Origin of the sequence: Pseudomonas sp. PvP028 (assembly GCF_017832255.1) — a bacterium.
GTDB classification, from domain to species: domain Bacteria; phylum Pseudomonadota; class Gammaproteobacteria; order Pseudomonadales; family Pseudomonadaceae; genus Aquipseudomonas; species Aquipseudomonas syringae.
In genome coordinates this window covers 4363527-4389875 of the sequence record NZ_JAFIBL010000001.1, presented here as the reverse complement: position 1 = coordinate 4389875, position 26349 = coordinate 4363527, and the positions used below count along the sequence as shown (strand labels likewise).

At 58.8% G+C, this 26349-nt stretch carries 21 protein-coding genes; 16 read left to right on the top strand and 5 right to left on the bottom strand.

Features of this window, described 5'->3' with window-relative positions; all coding sequences use genetic code 11:
- Positions 1-179: 179 nt before the first annotated feature.
- Positions 180-1616 (bottom strand): coniferyl aldehyde dehydrogenase, encoded by a 1437-nt coding sequence (locus JOE34_RS18895; protein WP_046266302.1) that lies wholly within the window; start codon positions 1614-1616, stop codon positions 180-182.
- Positions 1617-1802: 186 nt separating this feature from the next.
- Positions 1803-2486, bottom strand: coding sequence for a TetR/AcrR family transcriptional regulator (locus JOE34_RS18890; RefSeq protein ID WP_024665117.1), 684 nt, complete (start codon positions 2484-2486; stop codon positions 1803-1805).
- 159 nt (positions 2487-2645) lie between these two features.
- Between JOE34_RS18890 and JOE34_RS18885 the strand changes: the two genes are divergently transcribed.
- From JOE34_RS18885 to JOE34_RS18855, 7 genes are read left to right on the top strand one after another with little or no spacing between them, the layout of a single operon-like run.
- Complete coding sequence (locus JOE34_RS18885; RefSeq protein ID WP_004404540.1) at positions 2646-3071, top strand: DUF2147 domain-containing protein; 426 nt, start codon at positions 2646-2648, stop codon at positions 3069-3071.
- 28 nt (positions 3072-3099) lie between these two features.
- Positions 3100-3981, top strand: a complete 882-nt coding sequence (locus tag JOE34_RS18880) for a TorF family putative porin (RefSeq protein ID WP_209996444.1) — start codon at positions 3100-3102, stop codon at positions 3979-3981.
- A 10-nt stretch (positions 3982-3991) separates the two neighbouring features.
- Complete coding sequence (locus JOE34_RS18875; protein WP_024665119.1) at positions 3992-5620, top strand: FGGY-family carbohydrate kinase; 1629 nt, start codon at positions 3992-3994, stop codon at positions 5618-5620.
- A complete protein-coding gene (locus JOE34_RS18870; protein ID WP_003383659.1) occupies positions 5617-6300 on the top strand; it encodes a class II aldolase/adducin family protein in 684 nt (227 codons plus the stop codon). The genes JOE34_RS18875 and JOE34_RS18870 overlap by 4 nt, the downstream gene beginning before the upstream one ends.
- Positions 6297-7778, top strand: a complete 1482-nt coding sequence (locus tag JOE34_RS18865) for an aminotransferase class III-fold pyridoxal phosphate-dependent enzyme (protein WP_024661780.1) — start codon at positions 6297-6299, stop codon at positions 7776-7778. The genes JOE34_RS18870 and JOE34_RS18865 overlap by 4 nt, the downstream gene beginning before the upstream one ends.
- Before the next feature lie 10 nt (positions 7779-7788).
- Positions 7789-8409 (top strand): hypothetical protein, encoded by a 621-nt coding sequence (locus JOE34_RS18860; protein ID WP_024661779.1) that lies wholly within the window; start codon positions 7789-7791, stop codon positions 8407-8409.
- 22 nt (positions 8410-8431) lie between these two features.
- A complete protein-coding gene (locus tag JOE34_RS18855; RefSeq protein ID WP_024665121.1) occupies positions 8432-9607 on the top strand; it encodes an MFS transporter in 1176 nt (391 codons plus the stop codon).
- 47 nt (positions 9608-9654) lie between these two features.
- On the opposite strand, the gene JOE34_RS18850 is transcribed toward JOE34_RS18855, so the two are convergent.
- Genes JOE34_RS18850 through JOE34_RS18840 form a run of 3 tightly spaced genes read right to left on the bottom strand, consistent with a single transcriptional unit; the run spans position 9655 to position 12474 of the window.
- Positions 9655-10908: an MFS transporter gene (locus JOE34_RS18850; RefSeq protein WP_010412376.1), complete on the bottom strand. Its 1254-nt coding sequence runs from the start codon at positions 10906-10908 to the stop codon at positions 9655-9657.
- A 22-nt stretch (positions 10909-10930) separates the two neighbouring features.
- Positions 10931-11206, bottom strand: a complete 276-nt coding sequence (locus tag JOE34_RS18845) for a hypothetical protein (RefSeq protein ID WP_010412379.1) — start codon at positions 11204-11206, stop codon at positions 10931-10933.
- Positions 11207-11253: 47 nt separating this feature from the next.
- Positions 11254-12474, bottom strand: coding sequence for a dTDP-4-dehydrorhamnose 3,5-epimerase family protein (locus tag JOE34_RS18840; protein ID WP_122336294.1), 1221 nt, complete (start codon positions 12472-12474; stop codon positions 11254-11256).
- Between the two features lie 953 nt (positions 12475-13427).
- On the opposite strand from JOE34_RS18840, the gene JOE34_RS18835 reads away from it, so the two are divergent.
- From JOE34_RS18835 to JOE34_RS18795, 9 genes are all read left to right on the top strand, one after another.
- Positions 13428-13937 (top strand): sigma-70 family RNA polymerase sigma factor, encoded by a 510-nt coding sequence (locus tag JOE34_RS18835; protein ID WP_096113522.1) that lies wholly within the window; start codon positions 13428-13430, stop codon positions 13935-13937.
- The gene (locus JOE34_RS18830; RefSeq protein ID WP_096113521.1) at positions 13934-14899 is read left to right on the top strand and encodes a FecR family protein; all 966 of its coding nucleotides are present in this window, start codon (positions 13934-13936) and stop codon (positions 14897-14899) included. Before JOE34_RS18835 ends, JOE34_RS18830 begins: the two co-directional genes overlap by 4 nt.
- Before the next feature lie 69 nt (positions 14900-14968).
- Positions 14969-17377 carry a TonB-dependent receptor gene (locus tag JOE34_RS18825; protein WP_024665123.1) on the top strand — a complete coding sequence of 803 codons (2409 nt, stop codon included), beginning with the start codon at positions 14969-14971 and terminating at the stop codon, positions 17375-17377.
- 345 nt (positions 17378-17722) lie between these two features.
- Complete coding sequence (locus JOE34_RS18820) at positions 17723-19099, top strand: diaminobutyrate--2-oxoglutarate transaminase (RefSeq protein WP_016568145.1); 1377 nt, start codon at positions 17723-17725, stop codon at positions 19097-19099.
- 197 nt (positions 19100-19296) lie between these two features.
- A complete protein-coding gene (locus tag JOE34_RS18815) occupies positions 19297-21081 on the top strand; it encodes an IucA/IucC family protein (protein ID WP_209996442.1) in 1785 nt (594 codons plus the stop codon).
- On the top strand, positions 21074-22282 hold the full coding sequence (locus tag JOE34_RS18810) for a type III PLP-dependent enzyme (protein ID WP_004404507.1): 1209 nt from the start codon (positions 21074-21076) through the stop codon (positions 22280-22282). Before JOE34_RS18815 ends, JOE34_RS18810 begins: the two co-directional genes overlap by 8 nt.
- A complete protein-coding gene (locus JOE34_RS18805; RefSeq protein ID WP_003420556.1) occupies positions 22279-23685 on the top strand; it encodes a DHA2 family efflux MFS transporter permease subunit in 1407 nt (468 codons plus the stop codon). Before JOE34_RS18810 ends, JOE34_RS18805 begins: the two co-directional genes overlap by 4 nt.
- Before the next feature lie 21 nt (positions 23686-23706).
- On the top strand, positions 23707-25575 hold the full coding sequence (locus JOE34_RS18800) for an IucA/IucC family protein (RefSeq protein WP_004404501.1): 1869 nt from the start codon (positions 23707-23709) through the stop codon (positions 25573-25575).
- Positions 25575-26348 carry an aldolase/citrate lyase family protein gene (locus tag JOE34_RS18795; RefSeq protein WP_024661772.1) on the top strand — a complete coding sequence of 258 codons (774 nt, stop codon included), beginning with the start codon at positions 25575-25577 and terminating at the stop codon, positions 26346-26348. The genes JOE34_RS18800 and JOE34_RS18795 overlap by 1 nt, the downstream gene beginning before the upstream one ends.
- The last annotated feature ends 1 nt before the right edge of the window (position 26349 follow it).

Here is a 26349-nt window from a genome sequence, read left to right as displayed (position 1 = left end):
TCAGAAAGAGTGATGATCATCGGTCGGACGGCGCGCAAGGAGGCCGCAGAAAGCGCTCAGGCGAACTAGCGCTAGCGGGTGTTTCCTGCTCTTGTTACGGGAAGTAGGGAGTGGAAAAGATCCCCGCGAATGTGCACTTAACGTCGCGACATGACGGGGACATATCGTTTGGCAAGCGTCTATTTACCGATCATGAATCGGGTGACCAGACGCGTAAGCCGTCCGTAAGGTGCCGAGACCTTGTCGGACATGTTGAAACGACCGAGCTTGAGAACACCGCGGGCGTGGGACAGACGTACGAAGCCTTCGTAGCCATGATAGGCCCCGGTGCCACTGTCGCCGACACCGCCAAAAGGCAGGTCATCCTGAGTCGCGTGCAGCATGGTGCCATTGATGGTCACGCCGCCGGACTGCGTGCGGTTCAGCACCCGGTCTACAGACACCTGATCGTTGGAAAAGCAATAAAGCGCCAGCGGTGCCGGACGCGCGTTGATAAAGGCGATGGCTTCATCCAGCGACTCATACGCGAGGATCGGCAGCAGCGGCCCGAAAATCTCTTCGGCCATGACATCTGCTTGCAGGGACACCTGAGTGAGTGCCATCGGTGCGATTTTGCGTTCGCCCGCCGTTGCGGGCGCATTGTGTTGCCATGCCTTGGCACCTGTCGCGACGGCCTGACTGGCCATCGCCATAAGCCGCTCGTAATGGCGCTGGGAGATAATCGAGGTGTAGTCCGGATTACCATCGAGGGTCGGGTAAAGTTTTTTCGCTGCTGCCAGCCACTCGCTGGCAAAGCTGTCCACCTGCTCGCGGGGGACGAGGACATAGTCAGGCGCTACGCAGGTCTGACCGGCGTTGAACAGTTTGCCGATAGCGATTATCCGCGCGGCTTTGGTGATCGAAAAGTCGTCGCAGACCACCACTGGCGACTTGCCGCCCAGCTCCAGTGTGACCGGTGTCAGATTGCGTGCGGCCGCCGCCATGACCTGGCGGCCCACGTGGGTCGAGCCGGTAAATAGCAGATGGTCGAAAGGCAACTCACTGAACCGGCCCGCCAGCGTGGCGTCGCCAGTGACCACGACAACCTGCTCGGCAGGGAACGCTTCGCCCAGCAGTTGCTTGAGCAGCTCGGAGGTTCGGGGTGTCAGTTCCGAAGGTTTGATCATTACCCGGTTACCCGCAGCCAACGCCTCTATCAACGGCACCAGTGTCAGCGTCAGCGGATAGTTCCACGGAGCCAGAATGCCGACGACGCCCAGCGGCTGATAAACCACCCGGGCTGTGGCGGGCCTGAAAACAATACCCGCCTTGCGCCGTGAGGGGCGCATCCACGCCTTGAGGTGCGAGCGGATGTGCTTGATGCCGTTGACCACCGGCATCAATTCACCGAGCCGGGTTTCGTCGAACGAGCGGTTGCCGAAGTCTGCGCTGACCGCCTCGAGCAACCTGTCCTGATTATCGCTGACCATACGCAGAACGGCGTTGAGGTCTGCGATTCGTTGATCGAAGGAAGGCGCGCCCTGAGCGCGAAATGCGGCCTGCTGCGCCTCGAACAGCTCGGTTAGCCCGGAAGCGTGAAACGTCGTGTCTGGCGAAACCCTGGCGGATTGATTCATGACGCTGCTCCTGTGGCTGCGTGGTTTTTATAGGGGCTGCATGACGGCGATGGAACCTGCCGCTAGTACGGAGGCGTCAGCAGTAGTGTGTATTTCCTGGCTCACGTAATCGTTTAGCACCCCGACAGGCTGATGGAGGAACGATCCGGCCGGTTAAAGGGGCCAACCGGCTAACCTGCATGCCGCTCATCGCTTGCCATGCCCGGGTTCGGGCGCCAGGCGATCCAGATGACTGACGATCATCGCCGCCACCATCGCGCAGGTTTTCGCGGGCTCCAACGGCTCATCGAACAACAACTCAATGGTCGCGTGAATCATTTCCACCGCGACGCGGGCAACCATGGCGATGCGCTCGGGATCCGCGTCTGGAAAAGCACTGCCAATGATCGCAGCCTGAGCCTGGGAAACCCTGCGGTGTGAGTCGAGCCGCACATGCTCCAGAGCGGGAACCGCCCTCAGTGCCTTGAGCGTCCACATACCGCCCAGTGTGGCGTCAGTGACCCGGTACGTATCCAGAATCAGCTCGGCGAGCGCCTGTTCCAGCGCCTGCGGCGTGCCTGCGATCAGCTCGGGGGTGATCCAGTGATCGATCCGCTCGTTCTGTTTTTCGAGCAGGCGCTCACCCAGAACCGTCAGCAGCGCGTACTTGTTCGGGAAATAGCGATACAGCGCGGGCGGCGTGAGGCCGGCCCGTTCGCATACCAGATTGGTCGACAAGCGTTCTATGCCGACCTCGCACAGGGTGTTTGCCGTGGCGACCAGGATGCGCTCGTAGGTTTCGGTAGCACGCTGCTGCGCGGGCAGCTTCTTGCGTTCAACGCTTTTCCCGACGATTTGCTCGGGAGGGATTTCGGTTTTCAGCCTGGCCATAAATACCTGTCAAGAAAAGTGGGGCGCCAGCATGAGGATCAAAAAACAGTTGCTGCACGATAAAATGATAGCTATAACTATCGTGTAGCGATGACTATCATAACTGAAGCGTCGTTATTGTGACGATCTGTCAAAACAAAAAATAAAAAAGGTGACGCTATGAACGTACGGCAGTGGCTTTTCCTCTCTTCGGTTCTGATGTGCTCCACCGGCCTTCATGCTGCTGCCGGTCCGCTTGAGGCCAAGGGCCTTTGGCTGACGGCTGAAAAGGACGCGGTGGTCAGGCTTGACGACTGCGCAGACAAGGCCGGCGCTATCTGCGGGCAGATTGTCTGGGTCAAGGATGCGGCCTCGACGTCGAGTGATTGCGGCGTACAGATTCTGCAGCTGACCCGCTATGACCAGGACGCCTGGCGCGATGGCTGGGTGTACGACCCGCGTGACCAGAAAAAATATAAGGGCGCCGTTCGAGTCAAGGACGGACGCCTCAATGTAAGGGCTTTTGTCGGTACCGAAGTTCTCGGCAAGACCGAGCAATTCGAGCGAATCGCAACACTGCCTCCTGCCCCGGTTTGCAAATCGTAAATCCGGCACTTTAGCGTGGGAGAGAATCATGCGCACTTATACAACCCGTTATGTAATGGCTGCAGCCCTGTGCTCCGCAGCAGGCCCGACGCTGGCCATCGCCGATGAAATATCCAGCTACGCAGTGGATGTTACCGCCAAGGTCAGCTCGGACATTCGTACCCGCGGGATTTCCGATTCGCTGAATCGGCCCGGGGCCAAAGTGACCATTCAGGTCGCCCATGAAACAGGCCTGGTGGCGCTTGCCGAATTTACCACGGTCAGCAAGAAACAGTTCCTCGATGGCGACGGCGCAGGTGTATTGCTGGCTGGCGGTTATCGCTTCGGCGATCCGGATGCCTGGCACTATGGCGTCGGGCTTGCGGCCGAGATGTTTCCAGGGGCTCAGTTCAAGGCACCGAACCGGTTCGATTTCGAAACGTTCACGCCAGGTGAAGAGCACTCGACCAATTACAACAGCCAGTTCGCCGTGCTTGAAATCGGTTACGGCGCGCTCGAAGGACGAATCGCCCGGGTGCTCTCGAAAAACTACCGGGGCGCCAACAGCGGCGGTGTGTGTGGCGCGCAATTGCAGTTCCGCGATGACCCGACCAAAGGCCTCGATTGCTATGCCAAGGGTGATCGCAACTCCCGGGGCAGCATGCTCTATGACCTCGACTACAAGTACGCGCTGGGCATCAACACCAACCTGAAGCTGCACGCTGGCTACCAACAGATCGAAAACTTCTCGGAGGCTGACTTTGCCGATTATGGCGCAGGTCTGGTCCACCACTGGTGGGGCTTCGACTGGGGGCTTGACTGGGTGACGACCAAGGCCAGGGCGCGCGAACTGTATATGGCCGAGGACGACGGACATGTGCGCACCACGGACGGCAGTCGCTGGGTAGCGTCGATTTCCCGCACATTCTGAGTAGACCTTTATGACTTCGCTTTTCATTTCCCGGACGCCTGAGGCGGCTACCGGCCTGGAGCAACTCGTCCTCGCGATCGACCTGGGAACGTCCGGCTGCAAGTGCGCGCTGGTCTCCATGGAGGGAGACATCCGCGCCTGGGCGTTTCACGGCGTGCCGCTGCACGTCAGTGGCCTGAGTGCCGAGCAGGAACCCGAGGACTGGTGGAACGCGTTTCTGCTCGGTGCCCACGAATTGCTGGCAGCCGACCCGCTCAGGCGTCGTCAGGTGGTGGCCGTGTGTTGCTCGACGCAAAGCGAAGGCACGGTCTGTGTCGATCGCGAGGGGACCGCGATTGGCCGGGCGCTGCTGTGGCTGGACAAACGCGGCGCCGGCTCGATCAAACGACGCATGGGCGGAGGCTGGTGCAATCTGGGTGGCTACGGGCCGCTCAAGCTCTGGAAATCGCTGCGACTGACCGGCGGGGTGGCGTCACTGTCGGGCATGGACTCGGCCGGGCACATGGCCTACATCCTTGACCACGACCCGGCAAGGTATGACAAGACGCACAAGTTTCTGAATGTGCTCGACTACATGAACATGCGCCTGTCGGGGCGCTTCTGCGCCACAGGTGACTCGATGCTGACCGCCTGGGTGACCGACAATCGCGATCCTCATCACATCCGTTACGACGCTAGCCTGATCAGGGCACTGGGTATCGACGCCGGCAAACTGCCGGAGCTGGTGGGCTCGACGGAAGTCATCGGCACCTTGAAGCCCGAGCTCGCCGATGCCCTGGGGCTGCTTCGATCCACACCCGTGGTAGCGGGTGCCGTGGACACCTCGGCCGTGGCCGTTGGCGCCACCGTGCGTGACTTCGCTCCGCATCTTTATCTGGGCACCTCGTCGTGGGTCGGCGCTCACGTGCCGTTCAAGAAATCCAGCGTACGCCATCACATCGCTGCAGTACCCAGTGCGGTCAAAGGCCGGTATCTCGCGATGGCGATGCAATCGGCGGCAGGTGCCAATCTGTCGTTTCTGCGCGACAAGGTGCTGTATCACCCGGACGAGTTGTTGAGCGATGAGCAGCAGCCGGACGTGTACGCCTTGCTGGACCGTATCGCCGCCCGAGTGCCAGCGGGTTCGCGGGGGCTGATCTACACGCCCTGGCTGTGTGGCGAGCGCTCTCCGGTAGGTGATCCGAGCCTGCGTGCCGGCCTGATCAACCTGAAACTGGAGCATTCGCGGGAAGACATCATCCGGGCCTTCATGGAGGGCGTCGCGCACAACACGCGCTGGATGCTGGAGCCGTTCTCGCAGTTTATCGGCCAGTCGCGCGGAGTCATCGTCGCCACGGGGGGCGGAGCGCAGTCGGATGTGTGGTGCCAGATCATGGCCGATGTCTGCGGGCGGGTCATTCAGCAGCCGCATAACCCGATTCAGACCAACGCACGCGGTGCGGCCTTCATTGCTGCAGTAGCGCTCGAAAAACTGCAGTTCAACGATCTGCCGGCCCTGCAACGGCCGCATCGGCTGTACGAACCCTCCGAATCAACCCGAAACCTGTATGACGACCGCTTCGCCACGTTCAAGGAAGTCCGCAAACGTCTGGCGCCGCTCTATCGCAGGTTGAACCCATCGCAGGAGACGGCACCATGAGCAATGTTCAACAGCAGATCGTCGACCTGTCGCGGCATCTGTCACGCCGCGGCTTCTTTGCCGCAACCGGCGGCAACCTTGCGCTGCGTATCGACGCATTGCACATCGCGGTCACTCCGTCGGCCACCGACTACTTCAGCATGCGGCCAGAGGACGTCTGCGTATTGCGACTCAAGGACCTCAAGCAGCTGTCGGGCGAACGTTCGCCCTCGGTTGAAAGCGAGCTGCACGCGAAAGTCCTGCGCAGTCGCCCGGACGTCAATTGCAGCATTCATACCCATCAACCATTGGCCAGCGCCTGCACCTTGTTCGGCAAATCGCTGGACGTACCTTACCCGCCGCTATGGCAATCGCTAGGGCGGCGGATTCAGCTGGTGGGTTATGCGCCGTCCGGTTCCGGCTGGCTGGCAGGCAAGCTGGAAAAGACCATCCGGCCTGACCAAAACGCCTACCTGATGCGCAATCACGGCGTTCTGTGCTGTGGCCCGGACATAGAAGCCACCCTGAAACGCCTGGAGGACCTGGAAACATTCTGTCGTGACCATCTTCTCAACCAGATCAAAGCCAACAGCCGTGGCAAACCCGAATCGCGCGTCGCAATAGCACGCCTGATCGACGCCCTGACCAGCGCCGGCACGCACGCCCTCAGCCCTCAGCCTTTTTCAGAGACTCAATCATGAACAGACCTCTCGATCCCGCCAATATCCCTGACATTCCGGCATCGGCCGTGTCGCAATGGCCCGATGTCGACTCACTCTATCGCCGCTTCGACGAGCTGGTGAAACAGCCGATTCGCCCGATCAAGCGCGACGCGATGAACAAAATCATGGGCTATTTCGACGAGCGCTGCCAAGGATCGAAGCGCCTTTCCGAGGCAGCCAAAAAGGTCATACCGGGGGGCGTGCAACACAACCTGGCGTTCAACTATCCGTTCCCACTGGCCTTCGCCCAGGCCCACGGTGCGCACCTGACCGACGTGGATGGCAATCGCTACACCGACTTCCTGCAGGCAGGTGGCCCGACGTTGCTGGGCTCCAATCACCCGGCTATTCGCGAACAGGTTGACCGGATTCTCGACGAATGCGGGCCGGTGACCGGCTTGCTGCATGAATACGAGGTCAAACTGGCTGAACTGGTCTGCGAATCGATGCCGGGTGTCGACATGCTGCGCTTGTTGGGCTCGGGCACCGAAGCGGTCATGGCCGCTGTTCGCCTGGCCCGCGCCTATACCCGCAAGAAATGGGTGATCAAGATCGGCGGCGCCTACCACGGCTGGAGCGACCAGTTGGTCTATGGCATGCGCTTGCCGGGCACCGGGCGCATGGAAGCGACGGGGATCCCGCGAGGCGCCACCGCGAACACTCAGGAAAGTCCGCCGAATAATCTCGACGCTTTGCGCCGCAGGCTGCAAATCAACCGTCTGCGTGGTGGCACCGCAGCCATTATGGTCGAACCTTTTGGCCCGGAAAGCGGCACGCGTCCGGTGCACGCCGACTTCAACCGACAGCTGCGGGCGCTGTGCAACGAATTCGATGCCCTGCTGATCTTCGACGAAGTGGTCACCGGGTTCCGCGCCGGTCTGGGCGGCGCGCAGGCTTACTTCAATGTCATGCCGGACATCACGGTACTGGGCAAATGCCTGACCGGGGGCTATCCCATGGCCGGTGCCATTGGCGGGCGCCGGGACGTGATGCAACTGCTTGCCGGTGGCATTGGCACATCCTCGCGACGGGCGTTCGTCGGCGGCACGCTGTCGGCTAATCCGTTGTCATGCGTCGCTGGTTATTACGCACTGGTCGAAGCCCGCCGCCTGAACGCGCCGGCGCTGGCGGGAAGGGCGGGCGACCGTATGCGTGCAGGCCTGGAGGAGATCATCAACCGGCGCGGCTTGCCCTATGTGGCGTACAACATGGGTTCCATTGTTCACCTGCAGACGTCCGGCGTCCTGCTGCTCGATACCGGCAACCCGCTCAAGCTGCTGAGGGCGCGCAATGAAGCCAAGACCCGCAAGCACATGATGGAAGAGATGGGCGCCGCGTATACCGCTCACGGCCTGATCACGCTGGCCGGCAGCCGTTTGTACACCAGCCTGGCTGACACCGACGATGTCATCGACGACGCGCTTGAACGCTTCGACGCTGTCTTTCAACTGGTGTGAGGTGAGCAGCATGCGCGATTCACTTCGACAGCAGTGGTTTGATCTGCGTGAACGCCTGATGGGTCAGGTGGACTCGCACAGCAGTGTTTCGTTGCGATTGCCGGGCGGACAGAGCATGTGGCTGGGCAAACTCGATGACCTGGCGCCGCAGGTGGTTGATTGCAACGACTCGGCAGCGGACGACGGCCAGACGCACGCGGCGATCTACCGGGCCCGAGCTGACGTCGGCGCCGTGCTGCTCGGCGGCGGTGCCTTTGCCAAAAGCCTGGTGGATTTTGGCGGAGTCCTGCCGATTCTATTTGATGAGCAGGCACGCCATATAGGCCACATGGCTACGCCCGCCAGTTCCGAACAACCGCTGGCGCGTCTGTTGAAGCGGGGGGGCAATGCTGCGGTGATCGACAGCACCCCGGTGGTGATGGGTACTACAGGGGCGCGAATGGTCCTCAATGCAGAGTTGTTCGAGAAATGCGCCAAGGCCTACACGCTGGCCAAGGCATGCGGCACGCACCTTACGCTACTACCCTGGTGGGTGGTGCTGGTGGCCAACGGAAGGCTAATGAAAGACGAGAAGCGGGCGGCACAGTGTTTTGCCGAAGGCCGGATTCCGCCCGAAACCCGCGGTTACTGAAACTTCCGAAGAGGCGCATGCCATGCAAACGTCATCCGCTGTAACTCGCAGGCACCTGAGTGCGGCCTTGGCACTGGGCTCTGTCGCAGTGCTGATGGTAGGGCTGCAACCGTTGCTTCTTGGCGAGTTACTGGCGCAAGACCACGTATCACTGGAAGGTGTCGGGCTGGTCGCGATGGGTGAAATCGTCGCGCTGGGGCTCGGTGTGGTGCTGGGCGATCTGCTGCGGTCGATGCTCAACCTGCGCCTGCTGACGGTCATCGCCATCCTCTGCGCTGCCGGAATGGATCTGGTCACCGCCAATGTCACCGGCGACGGGCCGTTGACCGCTGCACGTGCGCTAGCAGGGCTGGCCGAGGGCCTACTGTTATGGGGCGCCGTCAGCCTTATCGTTCAGGGGCCTGCGCCAGACCGGGTGGCTGGCGCATTCATGGTCGTCCAGACCCTGGCTCAGGCACTGATGGCCGCCGCGCTTGCGTACCTGATACTGCCTGATCGTAGCGTGCATGCAGGGTTCGTGTTTCTGGGAATGCTGACCGCAGGCTCGGTGCTGTTCATTGTCTGGCTACCCGGACGCTTGCCGCAGCAGCCTGACAGGCAGCCGGATACGACAGGATTCAAATGGAATCTGAAGCAGGTGCTGCTGTTGACGCTGGTGTTCATGCAACTCTCGGCTGTCGGCGGGCTGTGGGCGTATCTGGAACCGCTGGGCATTCACGCGGGGCTGCGCGCTCATGCGGCGCAATTGCTGGTGTCCGCGATGCTGTTCATGCAAGTGCTGGGCGGCTGCCTGGGCATTCTGCTGGTACGCAGGGTGCCTGATTACTCGATGTTGGCCATCGCAGCGTTTCTCCTGGCCGGCATTGCATTGGGCATGTACATAACGGCCGATCAGGGGATTAACGTATTTCTGGGCCTGTGCGCGTTGTTTGCACTGATCTACCTGATGCTGACGCCGTTTCAGGTGCGCATTGCGCTGCAGATCGATCCATCGGGACGCATCGCAGGGCTCATTCCGGGCATGCAACTGCTGGGCTGTGCCTTCGGGCCGCTGCTTGCGTCGCAGTGGGTATCGGGCGACAACGCTCAACCGGTGCTGCTGGTCAGCGTCTGGCTGTCGGTATCGGCTTTGTGCCTGATAGCACTGCTGCACCGGCGGGCAGTTGATAGAAGGGTTGGGGTTGTGGGCGGGGTTTGATTGGTCGCCTGGGTGCGATTACAGAGCGAACAACCCGGGAGCCTCATTCAGGAAGGGCTCAACCAGGCGACCTGATTTCCTGCCTTCCATGCCAGTCCGCTTAGGACAAGGAGCCCCAACAACACGGAATACACCCAGTACGCGCCGATCCAATCGTATGACCAACCAGCCAGAATAACGCCCACCAGCCCTGCAAAACGACTCATGAAATCAATGGCGCCGTACCAGCTTCCAATGATCTCCTTGGGTAACGTAAGCTGAATGGCGCTAGCTGTACTGCGAAAATATACAGTGGTACCAAACTGGAATAGAAACATACCGACAGCCACCCATAAGAAACTTCCTCGGAACCACAGGGTCATTGCGATACCGGTGAACATTAACGCGTGGGCGGACAGTATGGTGGTGATTAGGCTTTTGTCCTGGAAAGACGACATCGTAAATCCTCCCAGCACTGCGCCAGTGGTTCCGAGCGCATAAAGATAACCTGTTTGCTCGGGAGAAAACGCATGGAAATCTCGGAGAAAAGGAATCCATAAGAGCGCCAGCACGCTTATCACCAGAACGCAGGTAGAGTAAGAGGCAAGGAAATTACGCCACTGCGAGGACCTTAGAAGGTTCACGGTTGCCATCGAAGCGCCGGTCACGCTTTCCTGGAAACGCGCTTTGAATGATGAAGACTCGACATCTGGGCGGGTAACACTCGTGCCTGCGGCCACTGACCACAGACTGAGCGCAAGAAACAAAGCGCCCATCATGAAGACGATTGAGGCAGTAAGAGCCATGGACAAGCCGACCTGGAAAATCACCAGCGCACCAATGGCAGGCCCTACCGCTCTGGCGACGCCGTTGATAATTGCAAGAAAGCCATTGACCCGTATTATCTCCTCCCTTGAAAAGAGGAAAGGAATAAAGGAAAACATGATAAGCCGGACGTACTGATGTACGAGGTCAACCAGGAAAGCAAATAACCATACCTGTTCGACAGAGCTGCCTGGCGTCGAAAGGGTCGTCACAGCCACCGTAAAAACAATGATATTTATGATCTGCGTGGCGATGAACAGCTTCCATTTATCAAATCGATCAATAAACCCCGCCCCTAGCAGGGTGACCAGTATTTCAGCGCTGTAACCTATTGCATACGTCGTCATGACGGACAGGGTTGAGCCCGTCAACGTGTAGGCCAGGTTGGCAAATGCCAAGTCGTATACCGCTTCGGAGAGCGCAATCAGCACGCCCACCGAAGCAAATATATAGAGTACCTTTTTGTTTGAACAGGGAAGGGTGTGCACAGTGTCCATCCGTTATTTTTGCGTTAACGCATCAGGCTGCTATGATTTCAAAGTGTTCAGGTATCGCACTCTTTAATTCATCGAGGCTTGCGAAATTACTCTTCAAATCAAGCGCTTCAGCAGCGGGCGCCAACATTTGAATTTTCCCAAGCAACGTTCGAAGTGAGTCAGGTGTATCTAAATAAGGAGTCAGTGCTTTTTGAAACGCTTCCAGCGCAACGCATTCCGTTTCATCCTTGGCTGAGGCCACCAACGCGGCAAGTTCGGTTTTCCACGACATGCTGTGTGTTGTGATAACTTCTTGCATAGTGAATCTCCATCGTTATGAGAAAAGCAAGTGTGTGCACACCCCAATCAGGTAAAGTTATGCTGTTCAAATTTTGCCATCTTGTATACTACGCTGTGCGGGCACTGTAGCGTAGGGAGCGAAATTCTCGGGTAAGGAAGAGTATCTGATAATGGAACAAGGTCCTGTCCAAACATAGGGATGTCCGTTCTAGGCTCGTTCTTGTCAACGAAGACCTCATGCTCGCAACGAATCAATATGTCTTGGGTGCTTGTTATACGGTAAGCGATACCTTGCTCTATTCTTATATTTATCCTGGGATCAGAAATAATTGTGTGGTTTGTCATCTGTCCAAATGTTTCAGAGTTCTCTCTCAGGTCAATAAAGCTTAGATTGATTTCAGCACCTTCATTATTTAGGAAGGTGTATATTTTTCTGGTGCGTGCATGCCAGTGGTAAGCAGCGGATTCTGCGTAATCTGACTTGAGCAGCAAAACATCTGAAACACAAGCATTAGTGTTTGGTACGAGGGTAAATGATTTACCCCCTGTCAATGCGTAACGATTGCGCCTGACTTCAACACCTGGGATTTTAGCTTTTTCTACAACCGCCGCCAATGAACGGTCATCGTTTGCCCATTGCTTGGGCTCAAGCATTACAAATTTCTTGGCGCCAGCAATTTGCACGGAAAAACGTGCGAGGTACGACTTCGGATTTTCAAGAAGTGATTGGGATATCTTTGACAAAAAAAGATGAGCCTCATCAGGCAATGTATACCGGTTTGGTCTGATGATGGGAAACTCGTCTAGCGCTGAAGAGCGAGGAACTGAAACCAGATCATTGTCCAGATTCCATGCGGGATTGTCGTGATCCACATACCATACAGGCTCATCGCGTGTCACGATGCTTTCGAGATTATCAAATGTATGCGCCACGCCTCGGGGGATGACCAATCGTCTTTCTAAAGAGGGCTTAAAGCGCAAGCGAACTATACGATGAAGCGTAGCACTGCCTTCTCTACAATCCACGAAAAAACCATCAATTTCAACGATCGGATCTCCCATGAACGTGAGTCGGTCATCTTGTCCGACGTGAATTCCATAAGTAGAATAATGAAAATTTTTCTTGTGAGTTACAAAGTCTGAAATGAGAGGGCCGGGACTGGAAATAAGCTTCTTATGGCAAAAACTAGTGGGTGATTTAGCTAACGATGTGAGATTAGGCTCAAACTGTAAGCCTTCAATAGAAAAGGCTAAGGAAAGGCTGCCATCATCAACTTTTTTGAACATAGATCCCTCGCATATTTGGGCACTTGAAAACTTTATTGTTCAAGAGCTTGCCTGCCTTGGCTGCGTGAGCGCTAGAGACCGCGAACATTTTCGGGTATCAGTTGAGTACTCACCTTGCGACTTAAATATTGAGTAGCGAATTATTCGAAGTCAATATTTTTTTAATTATTTTTTTTGAACTAGGGCGCTCTATTTTTGTGCCTGGCTTACCAAAGTGGTGCAAGAAGGGTTTTTTGAAAATTATCATGTCTACTCAGGGATTACCGCAGGGGCCATGCGATAAAAGCACGAGCAATCTATTTAGGTATCACTCATTTTTTGCGCGTGCTCCGAGACAGTGCGCCCTTGTTAATACATGTCGCTGGATTGCCCGCCCCAAGTACTCTCTCTCTTAGGTGGAGGTTGAGGTCATCAAGACCACATCCAAGCTTTATTTATTTAAAAAAGCTATAGATAGTGTTTGACTGATAGCTTGACGCTTCTAGCTCGCCTAACCGCTGCATTATGAGGACCGCACTTTTAATTGTTGAATCGGCGCGGTCTTTTAACAGAATGCCCGTGCGTTAACCGGTGGGCCGACGCTTATGATCACCCGGCGTTAACTCAAACATGGCACTTTCACGCGCCCGGTCAGCATTCACGACGGAGCTTGGCGTAGACCTATATCTTGATCGCGCGGCGCTGAGTGCACTAGCTTGAATGGACGGCTGATCAATCCTTGGCAGGCTTTGTCTCGGAAAACGTACAAACAGGACACGCAGGACGCTTTTTCAGCGCTCATTTGTCGTCCGGGTGAATCGCCCGGATGCAGCGCGGATCAACGTGTTGCGGGCTGACAGCCCCGATTTCACGCAGCGGCGATGGGCTTTTTGAAAAAAAGAGCGTGGACTCGGGATATAACACTAATTAGAATCAGTCTCATTTGGCGCATCCCATCGCTCAAGGCTTTTGACATGACTCAAGCAGCGACGCTATCACAGCAGACCTTGCATTCCCTGTACCGCGATCATCATGGCTGGCTGGAAAGCTGGCTGCGCAGACGCATGGGCAATGCCTGGGACGCGGCTGACCTGAGTCAGGATACGTTCCTGCGCGTGCTCTCCAGCTCCCAGCAGATCGCCGATATGCAGGAGCCGCGTGCCTACCTGCTGACCGTGGGCAAGCGGCTGCTGAGTAATTTCTACACTCGCCGCAGCCTTGAACAGGCTTATCTGGAAGCGCTGGCGCAGTTGCCCGAAGAAAGCGTGCCGTCGCCGGAGCAGCGCTGGTTGCTTTTGGAAACCCTGCAGGCGCTGGACGAGCTGCTCGATGGCCTGTCGGCAGTGGTGCGCCGGGCGTTTCTCTGGAGTCAGCTCGAGGGGCTGGCCTATCGGGAAATCGCTGAACGCCTGAGCGTTTCTGAACGCACCGTCAAACGCTATATGGCGCAAGCCTACGAGCATTGTCTGTTGGTGGACTGGTGATTCGCCCGGCACCTTCGAACGAAGAACGCGAGGTCGTACGCAAAGCGGCGCAGTGGCTGGCGCTTCTCGAGTCCGGCGGTGCCAGCGATGAAGATCACGCCATGCTGCAACACTGGCGTGACAGCTCCGCCAGCCATGAGCGCGCCTGGCAAAAGGCCCAACAGCTGCGTCAGCGTTTTTTCGGTCTGCCTGCCAACCTGGCCATGGCGACGCTGGATCGTCCTGACAAGGCCAGACGCGCAACGCTGAAAAGGGCGCTTGGGGCCGTTGCGCTGGTCCCCACCGTCTGGCTGCTGGGGCGTCAATTGCCGCTGGATGTCTGGCGTGCCGACCTGCAAACCGCAGTCGGCGAGCACAAGCGCCTGTCGCTGGCCGATGGCAGCACCTTGCAACTGAATACCGACAGTGCGGTGAACGTGGATATGGGCGCCCGGGCAATCACGCTGGTGCGGGGCGAAATAGCCCTCAAGGTGCCTGGCAGCGTGCCGCTGACCATCAACGGTCCTTATGGCCGCATCGTGGTCGGTCGGAGTGAAGTCTGTGTGCGTCTCAATAATAGCGACTGCCGGGTTTCGGTCGTCAGTGGCACGGTGCAGCTTTATCCCCTGCACGGGCCTGTGCTGGCCTTGAATGCGCAGCAGCAGGTCACTCTGAAGCAGAGCGGCATCGGTGCTGTCAGTGCCTTCGACGCCTTGCTGCCTGGCTGGCGCGACGATGTGCTGAGCGCGCAGAACCAGCCGCTGGGCGACTTCCTGCGCGAACTGGCTCGCTACCGCCCAGGCCTGTTGCGCTGGGAGCCTGCGCTGGAAAACCTTCGAGTGACGGGCAGCTTCAGGCTCGACAATACTGACCGCGTACTGTCTTTGCTGGCGGCCAGTCTGCCGGTGGAGGTGCAGATGCGCACCCGTTACTGGGTGACCCTGGCGCCTCGAAAAAACATTTCGACAAAAAATAGTGCGTAACGCTGTCCCTTTTTTTTGTCTCGCTGGTCATTCCAGGTAAGTGCACAAAAAATACGAGAGCTTCCCTCTATGTCCGCAGTGTCTTCCTACCGTTTGCGTCCGCTTTTGCATTTCAGCCTGTTGCTGACGTTGAGTTCCAGTCCGTTGTTCATCTCGACCAGTTGGGCCGACACCTCGGGTAGACGCGCCTATGAGGTACCGGCCGGCAGCCTGAGCGCCGCGCTCACCCGTTTTGCCGGGCAGGCCGGGGTCAATCTGTCGGTAGACCCTGCGCTGGTGAATGGCCGTAACAGTTCGGGGTTGTCCGGCGAGTTCGCGGTCGAGGAAGGGTTTGCGCGCCTGCTGCAAGGTTCCGGCCTGCAGCTGATGCCAGTCGGGGAGCAGGCTTACACGCTGATCCCGGCACCTGAAAGCGCCAGCGCAGGTTTGCAACTCGCGCCCACGTCGATCGTTGGTGACAGCGGAGTCACGGACGGTCAGGAATACGCGGGCGGTCAGGTGGCGCGCAAAGGCTCGCAGGGCATGCTGGGTTCCCGGGACTTCATGGAAACGCCATTCAGCATGACCACCTACACCAAGGACGCGGTGAAAAACCAGCAGGCCCGAACCCTTGGCGATCTGATCGCCAGTGACCCGTCGGTACGCGCCACCAACCCTGCAGGTGGGCGTTACGAGCAGTTCACTATTCGCGGCTTGAGCCTGTTCAACAGTGACGTCTCCTACAACGGTCTGTATGGCATCCTGCCCACTTACACGATCGACATGGAAATGGCCGAACGAGTGGATATCCTCAAGGGGCCAAGCCAGTTGATCAACGGCATTTCACCGCGAGGCAGTGTCGGCGGCGGGATCAACGTGGTCCCCAAGCGCGCGACGGATAAGCCGATCACCGAGCTCACCACCAGCTATGCCTCCAAGGGGCAGGTGGGTGCTGCAGTCGACGTAGCCCGTCGCTTTGGCGAAGACGACAAGTTCGGGATCCGTTTCAACGGCGTGAAGCAGTCCGGTGACACTGAATGGGATCACCAGAGCGTCGATCGCGACATGGCCGTGCTGGGTCTGGATTTCCGCGGTGATCGCCTGCGTCTGTCCACGGACATCGGGCACACCGAACGCGACACTGATGCGCCGCAGGAACGTGTGCAGGTCGGTGCCAACGCGAAGGTGCCTAACGCCAACGATGTGCGCGACAACTATGCGCAGTCCTGGAGCAAGGCGCGCACCAAGGATACTTTCGGTGCAGTGAATGCCGAATATGACCTCAGCGACTCGGTCATGCTGTACGGCGGTGTCGGCGCGCGCAAAAGTAACCATGATTTCCTGCGCCATGCGGTATCGGTCACCAACGACGCAGGTGACTTCAGCGTTCAGCCGCGCGATTTCACCCGCGACGAAAATGTGCGCACAGCCACTGCCGGTGCACGCAGCTGGTTCACTACCGGGCCGGTCAGCCATGAGGTCAATCTGGCTGCCAGCTATTTCTACATGGACTTTGAAAACGGTGGTGCGCGCTATGCAGCCGCACCGAGCAATCTCTACAACCCTGTCGATACGCCGACTCCCTCCAACCCAACGCGTACCGACTCCAAGGTTTACACCGAGAACCGCTTCAGCGGTGTGGCGCTGACCGACACGTTGGGCTTCTTCGAGGACCGTCTGCTGCTGACACTCGGCGCCCGCTGGCAGCGGGTCAAGGTTGATGACTGGACCGATGACGTGAAGGGCGACACCGCGTACGACGAGGAAAAGGTCTCACCGTCAGGCGGCATTTTGTACAAGGTCACCGATGATTTTTCGGTGTACGCCAATTACATGGAAGGCCTGAGTCAGGGCAAGATCGCTCCGTCGACCTCGGTGAACGAAGACCAGATCTTCCCGCCGTTCGTCAGTCGTCAGGTCGAGGTCGGCGCCAAGTATGACCTGGGGTCATTCGCCTTCACCGCCAGCGTATTCCGTATCAAACAACCAGCCTACGATACCAATACCACCTCGCGTGTATTCGGCCCGAATGGCAAGCGCCGTAACGACGGTGTCGAACTGACCATGTTCGGTGAGCCAATGAAGGGCTTCCGTCTGCTGGGCGGGGTGATGTACATCGACAGCGAACTGACCAATACCGTCAACGGTACATTCGACGGCAATCGCGCACCGGCCACCCCCAAGTACAACGTCAATCTGGGCGCCGAATGGGACGTCCCTGGCGTCAACGGCCTGACCCTGACCGGCCGAGGTATCTATACCGGTTCGCAGTATCTGGATCAGGCGAACAGCAAAAGCATCGATTCATCGGAGCGTTTCGACGTAGGGGCGCGGTATGCCTTCAAGGTCGATCAGAAGGACATCACGCTGCGGGCCAATGTCGAGAACGTGATGAACAAGTACTACTGGAGCTCGGCCGGCGCGTCGGATGACAGTGAGCCGGGGCTGACCCTGTCGACACCGCGTACCTACCTGTTGTCGGCCACCGTCGGTTTCTGAGTCGATACGTGACGCCCAGGGAAGGGCTCACGTGTATAGCGAACGACCGGCAGTCCTCATCGAGGGATAAACTGTGTGCAGCATTAAATAATCAACCTCAACGGCGACACAACAGTTTGTTATTTAGATAGGCTGTTTTGTCATAACGCCAAAATAACAATAGCCACCTTCAATAGTGGCACATTGAGTTATACCGATTAATCCTGTCGGCATAACTGTGTGCCTTGTTCATTATCAGGCACGCAAAAAGTTTATTTAAATTTCATCTTGTTTTTCGCAACAATGGGTTGCACTTTCAGGTAAATGATAATAATTTGCATCCGGAAATCCAGTGAGGACTTACAGATGTTGAATAATGGCTTATTGCACTCAACTACGTCGCAGAAAACCAATGCCAACTATCTGGACAGGCAGAGCAAGTTTGAATCGAATGTAAGGAGTTACCCACGCAAGTTGCCATTGGCGATCGCCAAGGCACATGGCGTGTGGGTCACGGATGTTGAAGGGACCACGTATCTGGACTGCCTGGCCGGCGCCGGAACATTGGCATTGGGCCACAATCACGAAGCCATCATGGCCAGTCTCGACAGCTTTCTGACCTCGGGCATGCCGATGCACACCCTTGATCTGACCACTGCGGTCAAGGACGCCTTCAGCGAAACGCTGCTGAGTCTGCTGCCAGGACAGGGACGTGATTACTGCCTGCAATTCTGCGGTCCATCCGGGGCAGACGCCGTCGAAGCCGCGATCAAGCTGGCCAAGACCGCCACCGGTCGCCATAACATCATCAGCTTTTCCGGCGCCTACCACGGCATGACCCACGGTGCCCTGGCGCTGACCGGCAACACAGGGCCAAAAAACGCCGTCGCTAATCTGATGCCCGGTGTGCAGTTCCTGCCGTACCCCCATGAATACCGCTGCCCGCTGGGCATTGGCGGCGAGGCCGGTACCGAAGCGCTAAGTTACTACTTCACCCAGTTCATCGAAGACGTGGAAAGCGGTGTGTCGCTGCCGGCGGCGGTGATTCTGGAAGCGGTGCAGGGCGAGGGCGGTGTCAATCCGGCACCTGCGGCATGGCTGCGGCAGATTCGCGAGGTCACCCGCAAACACGGCATTCTGCTGATTCTGGATGAAGTACAGGCCGGCTTTGGCCGCACCGGCAAGATGTTTGCCTTCGAACACGCGGAGATCGAACCCGACGTCATCGTCATGTCCAAGGCGGTCGGCGGCGGTCTGCCGTTGGCAGTGCTGGGTTTCAAACGCGAGTTCGACGCCTGGTCTCCAGGCAATCATGCCGGCACCTTTCGTGGCAACCAGATGGCCATGGCGACCGGCCTGGCGACCCTTGAAGTGCTGCAACGACAGAACCTCGCTGGCCAGGCCGCAAAACGTGGCGACTGGCTCAAAGAACAGCTCGGTCTGTTGCAACAACGCTATCCGGCGATTGGCAATGTGCGCGGCCGCGGTCTGATGCTGGGCATCGAGATAGTGGACGAGCGCAAACCGGCGGACCGCCTCGGCAGCCTGCCGATGGACCCGGACCTGGCTGTTGCCATTCAACAGCATTGTTTCAAACAGGGGTTGTTACTTGAACGGGGTGGTCGCAATGGCAACGTCATTCGCTTATTGCCGCCATTGATCATTACCGAAGAGCAATGCCAATTAGTGATCCAGCGTTTCGAACAAGCGCTCAAGGCGGCACTGTCCCAGCTGCGCCAATGAAACTCAGGTGATAAGCAGGGATAAACAGTAAGTCATCCGTGACACTGACATCACGACTGAAACACTACCCGCACACAACGTTTGGCTGGGCGAACTTATCGGACCTCGACAGCTCGATTGTTGTGCCGCAAGCGATAAATCAACGTTTGTTGCGACGTCATTTAAACGGTCAGCGTAAAGGCGACTGTGGAGCAGACATGACTAATACCGATCGCACCGTCTTATCAAACATGGTGAGCGAGTTGGCAACCACTCGCGCGTTACTCAATTGCCTGATCAAGGAATTCGCACTGCCGGAAGAGTGCCTGCATTACACCTGGCCTGAAGGCATGCAAGGCATAGCGCCGGGCAGTTTCGTGGATGGTGGGCAATGGAAGGGCATTCCGCTCACCATCAGCCTGCCCAATCAGCAGCAGTTCTTTGTCCTGGTGGACCGCCGCGACCATTTGGGCAGCCATCGCTACCTTTCCGATGTCTACGCACGTCAGGGGCAGAGCACTTGGCGCTGCCTGGCGTTTGCCGAATTCGCCCGACAACTGTTGACAGCCTGTGAGCACATGACCCGTGCCAGCAATGACGAACTGCTGGATCAGGTCCTGCAAAGCCAGCACCTGACTGCCGCCATCGTTGCCCATAACATGACCGGTCAACACCCGGAGCCACTCAGCGGCTATCTGGCCAGTGAGCAGGGTTTGTGGTTCGGCCACCCCAACCATCCGGCGCCCAAGGCGCGCCTGTGGCCTGAGCATCTGGCGCAGGAGACCTACGCCCCGGAGTTTCAGGCGCAGACTGCGCTGCATCTGTTCGAAGTGCCGCTGGAAGGGCTGCGAATCACCTCCAACGGCTTGAGCGACGCAGAGGTGATGTCCGGGTTCGCTGACCAGTCGCGGGCCCGGCCCGGGCATGCGCTGATCTGCATGCATCCGGTACAGGCGCAATTGTTCATGCAGGACCGTCGCGTGCAACGTCTGCTCGAACTGGGCGACATCTCGGACCTGGGTGCCAGTGGCCTGCTGGCCAGCCCGACGGCGTCGATGCGCACCTGGTACATCGAGGGGCACGACTACTTCATCAAGGGCTCGCTGAATGTGCGCATCACCAATTGCGTGAGGAAAAACGCGTGGTATGAGCTGGAAAGCACACTGATCATCGACGAACTGTTCCAGCGCCTGCAGCAAACACGCCCGGAAACCCTCGGCGGGCTGTCTACAGTCGCCGAACCCGGCTCGATGAGCTGGGCTCCCAAAGGCGTGAGTGAGGCGGACGGTCACTGGTTTCGCGAGCAGACCGGCGCCATTCTGCGGGAAAACTTCTGCCGCCGCTCCGGCGCCGATTGCAGCGTGATGGCGGGCACACTGTTTGCCCGTGATCTGCGTGCACGCCCACTGGTGCACGACTTCCTCGAGCGCTTCAATGGTCGGGAACTCGAGGATCAGCACCTGCTGGACTGGTTCGATGAGTACCAGTCCTTGCTGCTGAGCCCGGTCATGGCGCTGTTCTTCAATCATGGCATCGTGATGGAGCCGCATTTGCAGAATGCAGTGCTGATTCACGATAACGGACGCCCGCAACAACTGCTGTTGCGCGACTTCGAAGGCGTCAAGCTCACCGAAGAGCTGGGCATCAAGGCGATTCAGGTGGGGCTGCACCCGAGAATTCGCCAGTCTTTGCTCTACACCCGCGAACAGGGCTGGAACCGCATTACCTATTGCCTGCTGATCAACAACCTGTCCGAGGCGGTATTGGCCTTAAGCTGGGAGCGTCCGCACCTGGCACCACTGATGTGGCAGCGCGTCGAGCGACAATTGCAGCGTATTCGTGACGAACTGATGCTGCCTGCACCCGAGCTGGACGCGCTGATCGCTGGCCAGTCGATTGCCTGCAAGACCAACCTCAAGGTCCGGCTTGCCGCCAAGGCTGACCGCGAAGCCAACTATGTGCGTCTTGCATCGCCGTGGGCCACGGAGGCACGTTATGCATAAGGTGCCGGAAACCGTACTGGCGGCCATCAAAGAGGTTCGGGCGCTGGAAACCGATCCGCTGGCGGCCTTTGTCTACGATCTGGACGCGCTGCAGCAGCATGTCAGTGAAGTCATGGCGGCGCTGCCGGCAGGTGTCGAGCTGTATTACGCGATCAAGGCCAACAGCGAAGCGCTGATGCTGGAAACCATCGCCCCGCTGGTCAGTGGCTTTGAAATTTCCTCTGGGGGCGAGATCGAGCGGGTGATGGCCTGTCCGACACGCAAGCCCTACGTGTTCTCGGGCCCAGGCAAACTCGATTCCGATCTGCGTTCGGCCTTGCTGAACAAGGTTGAAGCCATCCACCTGGAGAGCCTCAACGAAATCGCGCGTCTGCAGCAGCTCGCCGAACAAGCTGGGCGCGTGCAGCCGGTATTCCTGCGCATCAACCCGCAACTGCCCGCTGCGCAGTCGAGCAGGCTGGCGATGGCCGGGACCGCGACACCGTTCGGCATTGACGAAGCCGACCTGGCCGAGGCGGTCAGACGCGTGGACAACGCCAGTCACCTGATGCTCAAGGGCTTCCATGTACACGCCATGTCGCATCAGATGTCGGTCGAACGTCATGAGCAGTTGCTCGATTTCTACCTGCAGCGCTGGCAGGAATGGAAGGCTCTGGCCCGCGACCCAGGCCAGCTCACCCATTTCAACGTCGGCGGCGGTATTGGCGTCGATTACCTCAACAGTCAGCAGTTCGACTGGCAGCGGCTGTGCCGCTATCTGGAAAAACGCCTGGGCGAGCAGCACGATGCGCCGATCCTGCGCTTCGAGCCGGGACGCTTCATCAGTGCCTATTGCGGCTATTACGCCATCGAGGTGCTGGACAGCAAAACCAGCCACGGCGAGCATTTTCTGGTCTGCCGAGGCGGAACTCACCAGTTTCGCCTGCCGGTCGCGCAAAGCCATGACCATCCGGTTATCCACCTGCCGACTGCGCCGCAGAGCACTGAGTCGTCAGAGCAGGCTTACACCATTGTCGGGCAGCTGTGCACGCCCAAGGACGTACTGAGCCGTCGCCAGCCACTCAAAGGCGTGAACATTGGTGATCTGCTGGTCCTGCCTTTGGCGGGGGCGTATGGCTACAACATTTCCCACGCCGACTTTCTCTGCCATCCAAGACCGTCACAGCACTTCGTGCGCAACGGTGAACGGGTTCGCCAATGAGTTTTAACGTCCCACGCCGCTGGGTGGTGTTCAACGTGCTGCTCGGTACGCTGACGGTCAGCCTGAGCAACAGCTCGCTCAACCCGGCGCTGCCGACCTTCATGGAGGCGTTCAGGATCGGCCCGCTGCTGGCCACCTGGATTGTCGCCGGATTCATGACCAGCATGGGCATGACCATGCCGCTCACCAGCTTCCTCAGTCAGCGCATCGGACGCAAACGCTTGTACCTGTGGGGTGTGGCGCTTTTCATTGGCGGTTCGCTGTTGGGCGCGCTGGCCGACTCCATCGCACTGGTGATCACCGCACGGGTGGTACAGGGCATTGCCAGCGGGCTGATGATCCCGTTGTCGCTGGCGATCATCTTCTCGGTGTATGAAAAGCACGAACGGGGCAGAGTGACCGGGCTTTGGAGCGCAGCAGTGATGCTCGCACCGGCGCTTGGTCCGCTGTGTGGCAGCCTGATGCTGGAGTGGTTCAGCTGGCGCTCGCTGTTCCTGATGAATGTACCCATCGGCCTGCTGGCACTGCTGCTGGGCGTCGGCGTGCTGCCGGACTCCGAACCTGCCGAGCGCAAGCCGTTCGACCTGATCGGCTACCTGCTGGTGGCGTCGGGCATCGGCTTGCTGATGATCGCCATCAGCCGCATGCACCATGCCCAGGCGCTGCTCGATCCGGTCAATCAGGCCATGGTGCTGGTCGCGGTGGCTTGTCTGGTGGCGTTCGTACGTGTCGAGTTGAGTCGACAGGCACCGCTGCTGAATCTGCGCCTGTTCAACCTGCGCGGTTATCGCCTGAGCGTGATCATCGCCGTGGTGCAATCGGTCGGCATGTTCGAGTGTCTGGTGCTGTTGCCGCTGCTGGTGCAGAGCGTGCTGGGCTACAACCCGATCTGGACCGGCCTGGCGCTGCTGTGTACCGCCAGCTTCGCGAGCCTGTTCGGCCAGTGGGGCGGCAAGGCACTGGACCGCCATGGCCCGCGCACCGTCGTCGCCGTCGGACTGCTGTTGACCGGCGTTTCGACCCTGGCGCTGGGCATGCTCAAGGCCGATGCCGCGATCGGCGTGGTGTTCGTGCTGATGATGATTCGTGGCGCCGGCCTCGGGCTCTCCTACATGCCAGTGACCACGGCGGGGCTCAATGCCTTGCCCGAGCCGATGGTCACTCAGGGCGCTGCGATGAACAACATTTCCCGGCGTCTGGTCGCGTCGCTGGCCATCGTCATCGCATCGCTGTGGCTGGAGTTTCGCCTCAACACCGCGGGACCGGCCGCCACGCCCTCTGCCATCAGTGAGGTGTTCATCGCCACCGGCCTGCTGATCCTGCTGGCACTGCCCTGTGCCTGGCGTTTCCCCCTTAACGACGAGCGCGCCGAGGCCCAGCCCGACGCGGTCGAACCCCGATAATTTTTCGTTCGAGGTATGAACATGGCTACCCCTTTACCGCTGCAACGTAACGCCGCTTCGACAACAACGACAACGACTACGACGGGTACTGGTGCCTGGCTGGCCGACGTCAGCGCCGAGCGCTATCAGCAAGTGCAACGCCGCGTGATCGGCCAACTGCTGCAAACCCTGCTGTACGAGGCTGCGCTGCCTTACCGCTGTGAGCCGCTGGATGATCATCGGCATCGTTTTGCAGTGGCCGTCAGTGGCGGTGTGGAATACCACTGCGAGGGTCTGCTGAGCACCAGCTTTGAGCTGATCCGCCTCGATCACGCCACGCTTGAGCGGGTGGACAGTGCCGGCGAACGCAGCGTGCCGGATCTGCATCTGGCGTTGACCGAGCTGCTCAGCCCGTTCAAGGACAGCCCGCACCTGACACGCTTCATCCAGGAAATCGAGCAGACCCAGCTCAAGGACTTGCAGGCCCGTAATCAGGGTTATCAGCCCGCCAGACCAGCGCATCAGCTGGATGTCGACGCGCTGGAGCAGCACTTCATGGATGCCCACAGCTATCACCCATGTTACAAGTCGCGGATCGGCTTTTCCCTGGCTGACAACCGCCACTACGGACCAGAATTTGCCACGCCTTTCGCGGTGGTCTGGCTGGCCGTGGCGAAATCGAGCGCCTCGGTCGGCCACTCGCGGAGCATGGATTTTCAGGCGTTCATCCGTCAGGAGCTGGGCACACAACGCTGGCAGGAAATAACTCGGGATCTAGCCGCGCAGGGCAAGTCCATCGACGACTATCAACTGATGCCGGTGCATCCGTGGCAGTGGGATAACGTCACGGTGTCTACCTTCTACCCGGAACTGGCCAGCGGCGAGCTGATTTACCTGGGTACGTCGACCGATAGCTACAAGGCTCAGCAGTCGATTCGCACGCTGGCCAACGCCAGTCAGCCACAGCGCCCATACGTCAAGCTGGCGATGAGCATGACCAACACCTCCAGCACACGCATCCTGGCGCGCCACACGGTGTTGAACGGCCCGATCATCACCGATTGGCTGCACCAGTTGATCGCAACCGACAGCACCGCTCGTGCGCTGGATTTCGTGATTCTCGGTGAGGTGGCGGGGGTGAGCTTCGATTACCGCCATCTGCCGGAATCGCGTTCGGCGCAGACCTACGGCACGCTGGGCGCCATATGGCGGGAAAGCCTGCATCAGTACCTCCGGGACGACGAGCAGGCGGTGCCGTTCAACGGCCTCAGCCATGTAGAAAACCGTTACGGTGATGGCCAGCAGACGCCGTTCATAGATGCTTGGGTCAGCCAGTACGGGCTCAAGGAATGGACCCGGCAACTGCTGCAGGTCACGGTACCGCCGATCATTCACATGCTCTATGCCGAAGGCATCGGCATGGAGTCCCACGGCCAGAACATCGTGCTGATCGTCAAGCAGGGCTGGCCGCAGCGCATCGCCCTCAAGGACTTCCATGACGGCGTGCGTTATTCACCTGCGCACCTCGGACGTCCCGAACTGTGCCCAGAGCTGGTTCCGCTGCCCGCCAGCCATGCAAAACTCAACCGCAACTCGTTCATCATCACCGATGACGTCAACGCGGTGCGCGATTTCTCCTGTGACTGTTTCTTCTTCATCTGCCTGGCTGAAATGGCGATTTTCCTGCGTCAGCAATACCAGCTGGACGAAGCACTGTTCTGGCAGATGACCGCCGACGTCATTCTCGACTATCAGCGTGCTCACCCGCAGCACCGCGACCGTTTCGGGCTGTTTGACGTGTTTGCGCCGTCGTACGAAGTGGAAGAGCTGACCAAGCGTCGACTGCTGGGGGATGGCGAGCGTCGCTTCCGCTCGGTACCGAACCCACTGCACACCTACAGGCCGCAATGATGCTGAGGACCAATGCGCTCAAAAGCAGAATTGCCGACGGACAGCCGGCACACGGGGTGATCAGTTCGATCCCGGCCCCGGCCGCCATCGAGTTGATCGCCGAGGCCGGGTTCGACTTCGTGATCATCGACATGGAACACGTGCTGATCAACCCGGAAACCGTGGAAAACATGATCCGTGTGGCAGAGAGCTACGACCTCACACCACTGGTACGGGTCGCCGATCTCAACCCGAAAACCCTGCTGCGCCTGCTCGATGGCGGCGCGCAGGGCATCGTCTTGCCGATGATCGAGAGCCCCGAGCAACTGGCCGATGCGATTGCCGCCTGCAAATACCACCCGCTGGGTCGTCGCAGCCTTAATGCCGGACGTCCCGGCTCGTTCGGCAAGCACAGCCTGGCGCAGTACGTGGAGGCCGCCAATCAACAGATCATGGTGGTGGCGATGATCGAAAGCGCCGAAGGCGTACGCCGTGCCGCCGAGATCGCCAGCGTGCCGGGGCTGGACATGATTCTTGAAGGCGCTGCAGACCTGTCGCAGTCACTGGGCATGCCCTGGCAGATCGATCAACCAGATGTACAAAACGCGTTGCTTGCGACTTGGCAAGCCACCCACGCGGCGGGCGTCGCCTATTGCGCGATCCCTCGTCAACCCGGTGACGCTGCCCGTTGGCAGGCTCGCGGGGTCACCACCTTTGTCCTCGGGGATGAGCGCGGCATTGCCTTTCGCGCGCTTCAGGCCCGCCTGGCTCAACATTCAGCAGAAGGAAAATAAA

Bases quoted from the DNA above. Each gene is read 5' to 3' on its own strand.
- JOE34_RS18840 (WP_122336294.1), bottom strand. From the start codon at position 12,474: ATGTTCAAAAAAGTTGATGATGGCAGCCTTTCCTTAGCCTTTTCTATT.
- JOE34_RS18810 (WP_004404507.1), top strand. From the start codon at position 21,074: ATGCATAAGGTGCCGGAAACCGTACTGGCGGCCATCAAAGAGGTTCGG.
- JOE34_RS18875 (WP_024665119.1), top strand. From the start codon at position 3,992: ATGACTTCGCTTTTCATTTCCCGGACGCCTGAGGCGGCTACCGGCCTG.
- JOE34_RS18815 (WP_209996442.1), top strand. From the start codon at position 19,297: ATGACTAATACCGATCGCACCGTCTTATCAAACATGGTGAGCGAGTTG.
- JOE34_RS18820 (WP_016568145.1), top strand. From the start codon at position 17,723: ATGTTGAATAATGGCTTATTGCACTCAACTACGTCGCAGAAAACCAAT.
- JOE34_RS18835 (WP_096113522.1), top strand. From the start codon at position 13,428: ATGACTCAAGCAGCGACGCTATCACAGCAGACCTTGCATTCCCTGTAC.
- JOE34_RS18870 (WP_003383659.1), top strand. From the start codon at position 5,617: ATGAGCAATGTTCAACAGCAGATCGTCGACCTGTCGCGGCATCTGTCA.
- JOE34_RS18825 (WP_024665123.1), top strand. From the start codon at position 14,969: ATGTCCGCAGTGTCTTCCTACCGTTTGCGTCCGCTTTTGCATTTCAGC.
- JOE34_RS18800 (WP_004404501.1), top strand. From the start codon at position 23,707: ATGGCTACCCCTTTACCGCTGCAACGTAACGCCGCTTCGACAACAACG.
- JOE34_RS18895 (WP_046266302.1), bottom strand. From the start codon at position 1,616: ATGAATCAATCCGCCAGGGTTTCGCCAGACACGACGTTTCACGCTTCC.
- JOE34_RS18855 (WP_024665121.1), top strand. From the start codon at position 8,432: ATGCAAACGTCATCCGCTGTAACTCGCAGGCACCTGAGTGCGGCCTTG.
- JOE34_RS18880 (WP_209996444.1), top strand. From the start codon at position 3,100: ATGCGCACTTATACAACCCGTTATGTAATGGCTGCAGCCCTGTGCTCC.
- JOE34_RS18845 (WP_010412379.1), bottom strand. From the start codon at position 11,206: ATGCAAGAAGTTATCACAACACACAGCATGTCGTGGAAAACCGAACTT.
- JOE34_RS18885 (WP_004404540.1), top strand. From the start codon at position 2,646: ATGAACGTACGGCAGTGGCTTTTCCTCTCTTCGGTTCTGATGTGCTCC.
- JOE34_RS18865 (WP_024661780.1), top strand. From the start codon at position 6,297: ATGAACAGACCTCTCGATCCCGCCAATATCCCTGACATTCCGGCATCG.
- JOE34_RS18860 (WP_024661779.1), top strand. From the start codon at position 7,789: ATGCGCGATTCACTTCGACAGCAGTGGTTTGATCTGCGTGAACGCCTG.
- JOE34_RS18795 (WP_024661772.1), top strand. From the start codon at position 25,575: ATGCTGAGGACCAATGCGCTCAAAAGCAGAATTGCCGACGGACAGCCG.
- JOE34_RS18890 (WP_024665117.1), bottom strand. From the start codon at position 2,486: ATGGCCAGGCTGAAAACCGAAATCCCTCCCGAGCAAATCGTCGGGAAA.
- JOE34_RS18805 (WP_003420556.1), top strand. From the start codon at position 22,279: ATGAGTTTTAACGTCCCACGCCGCTGGGTGGTGTTCAACGTGCTGCTC.
- JOE34_RS18850 (WP_010412376.1), bottom strand. From the start codon at position 10,908: ATGGACACTGTGCACACCCTTCCCTGTTCAAACAAAAAGGTACTCTAT.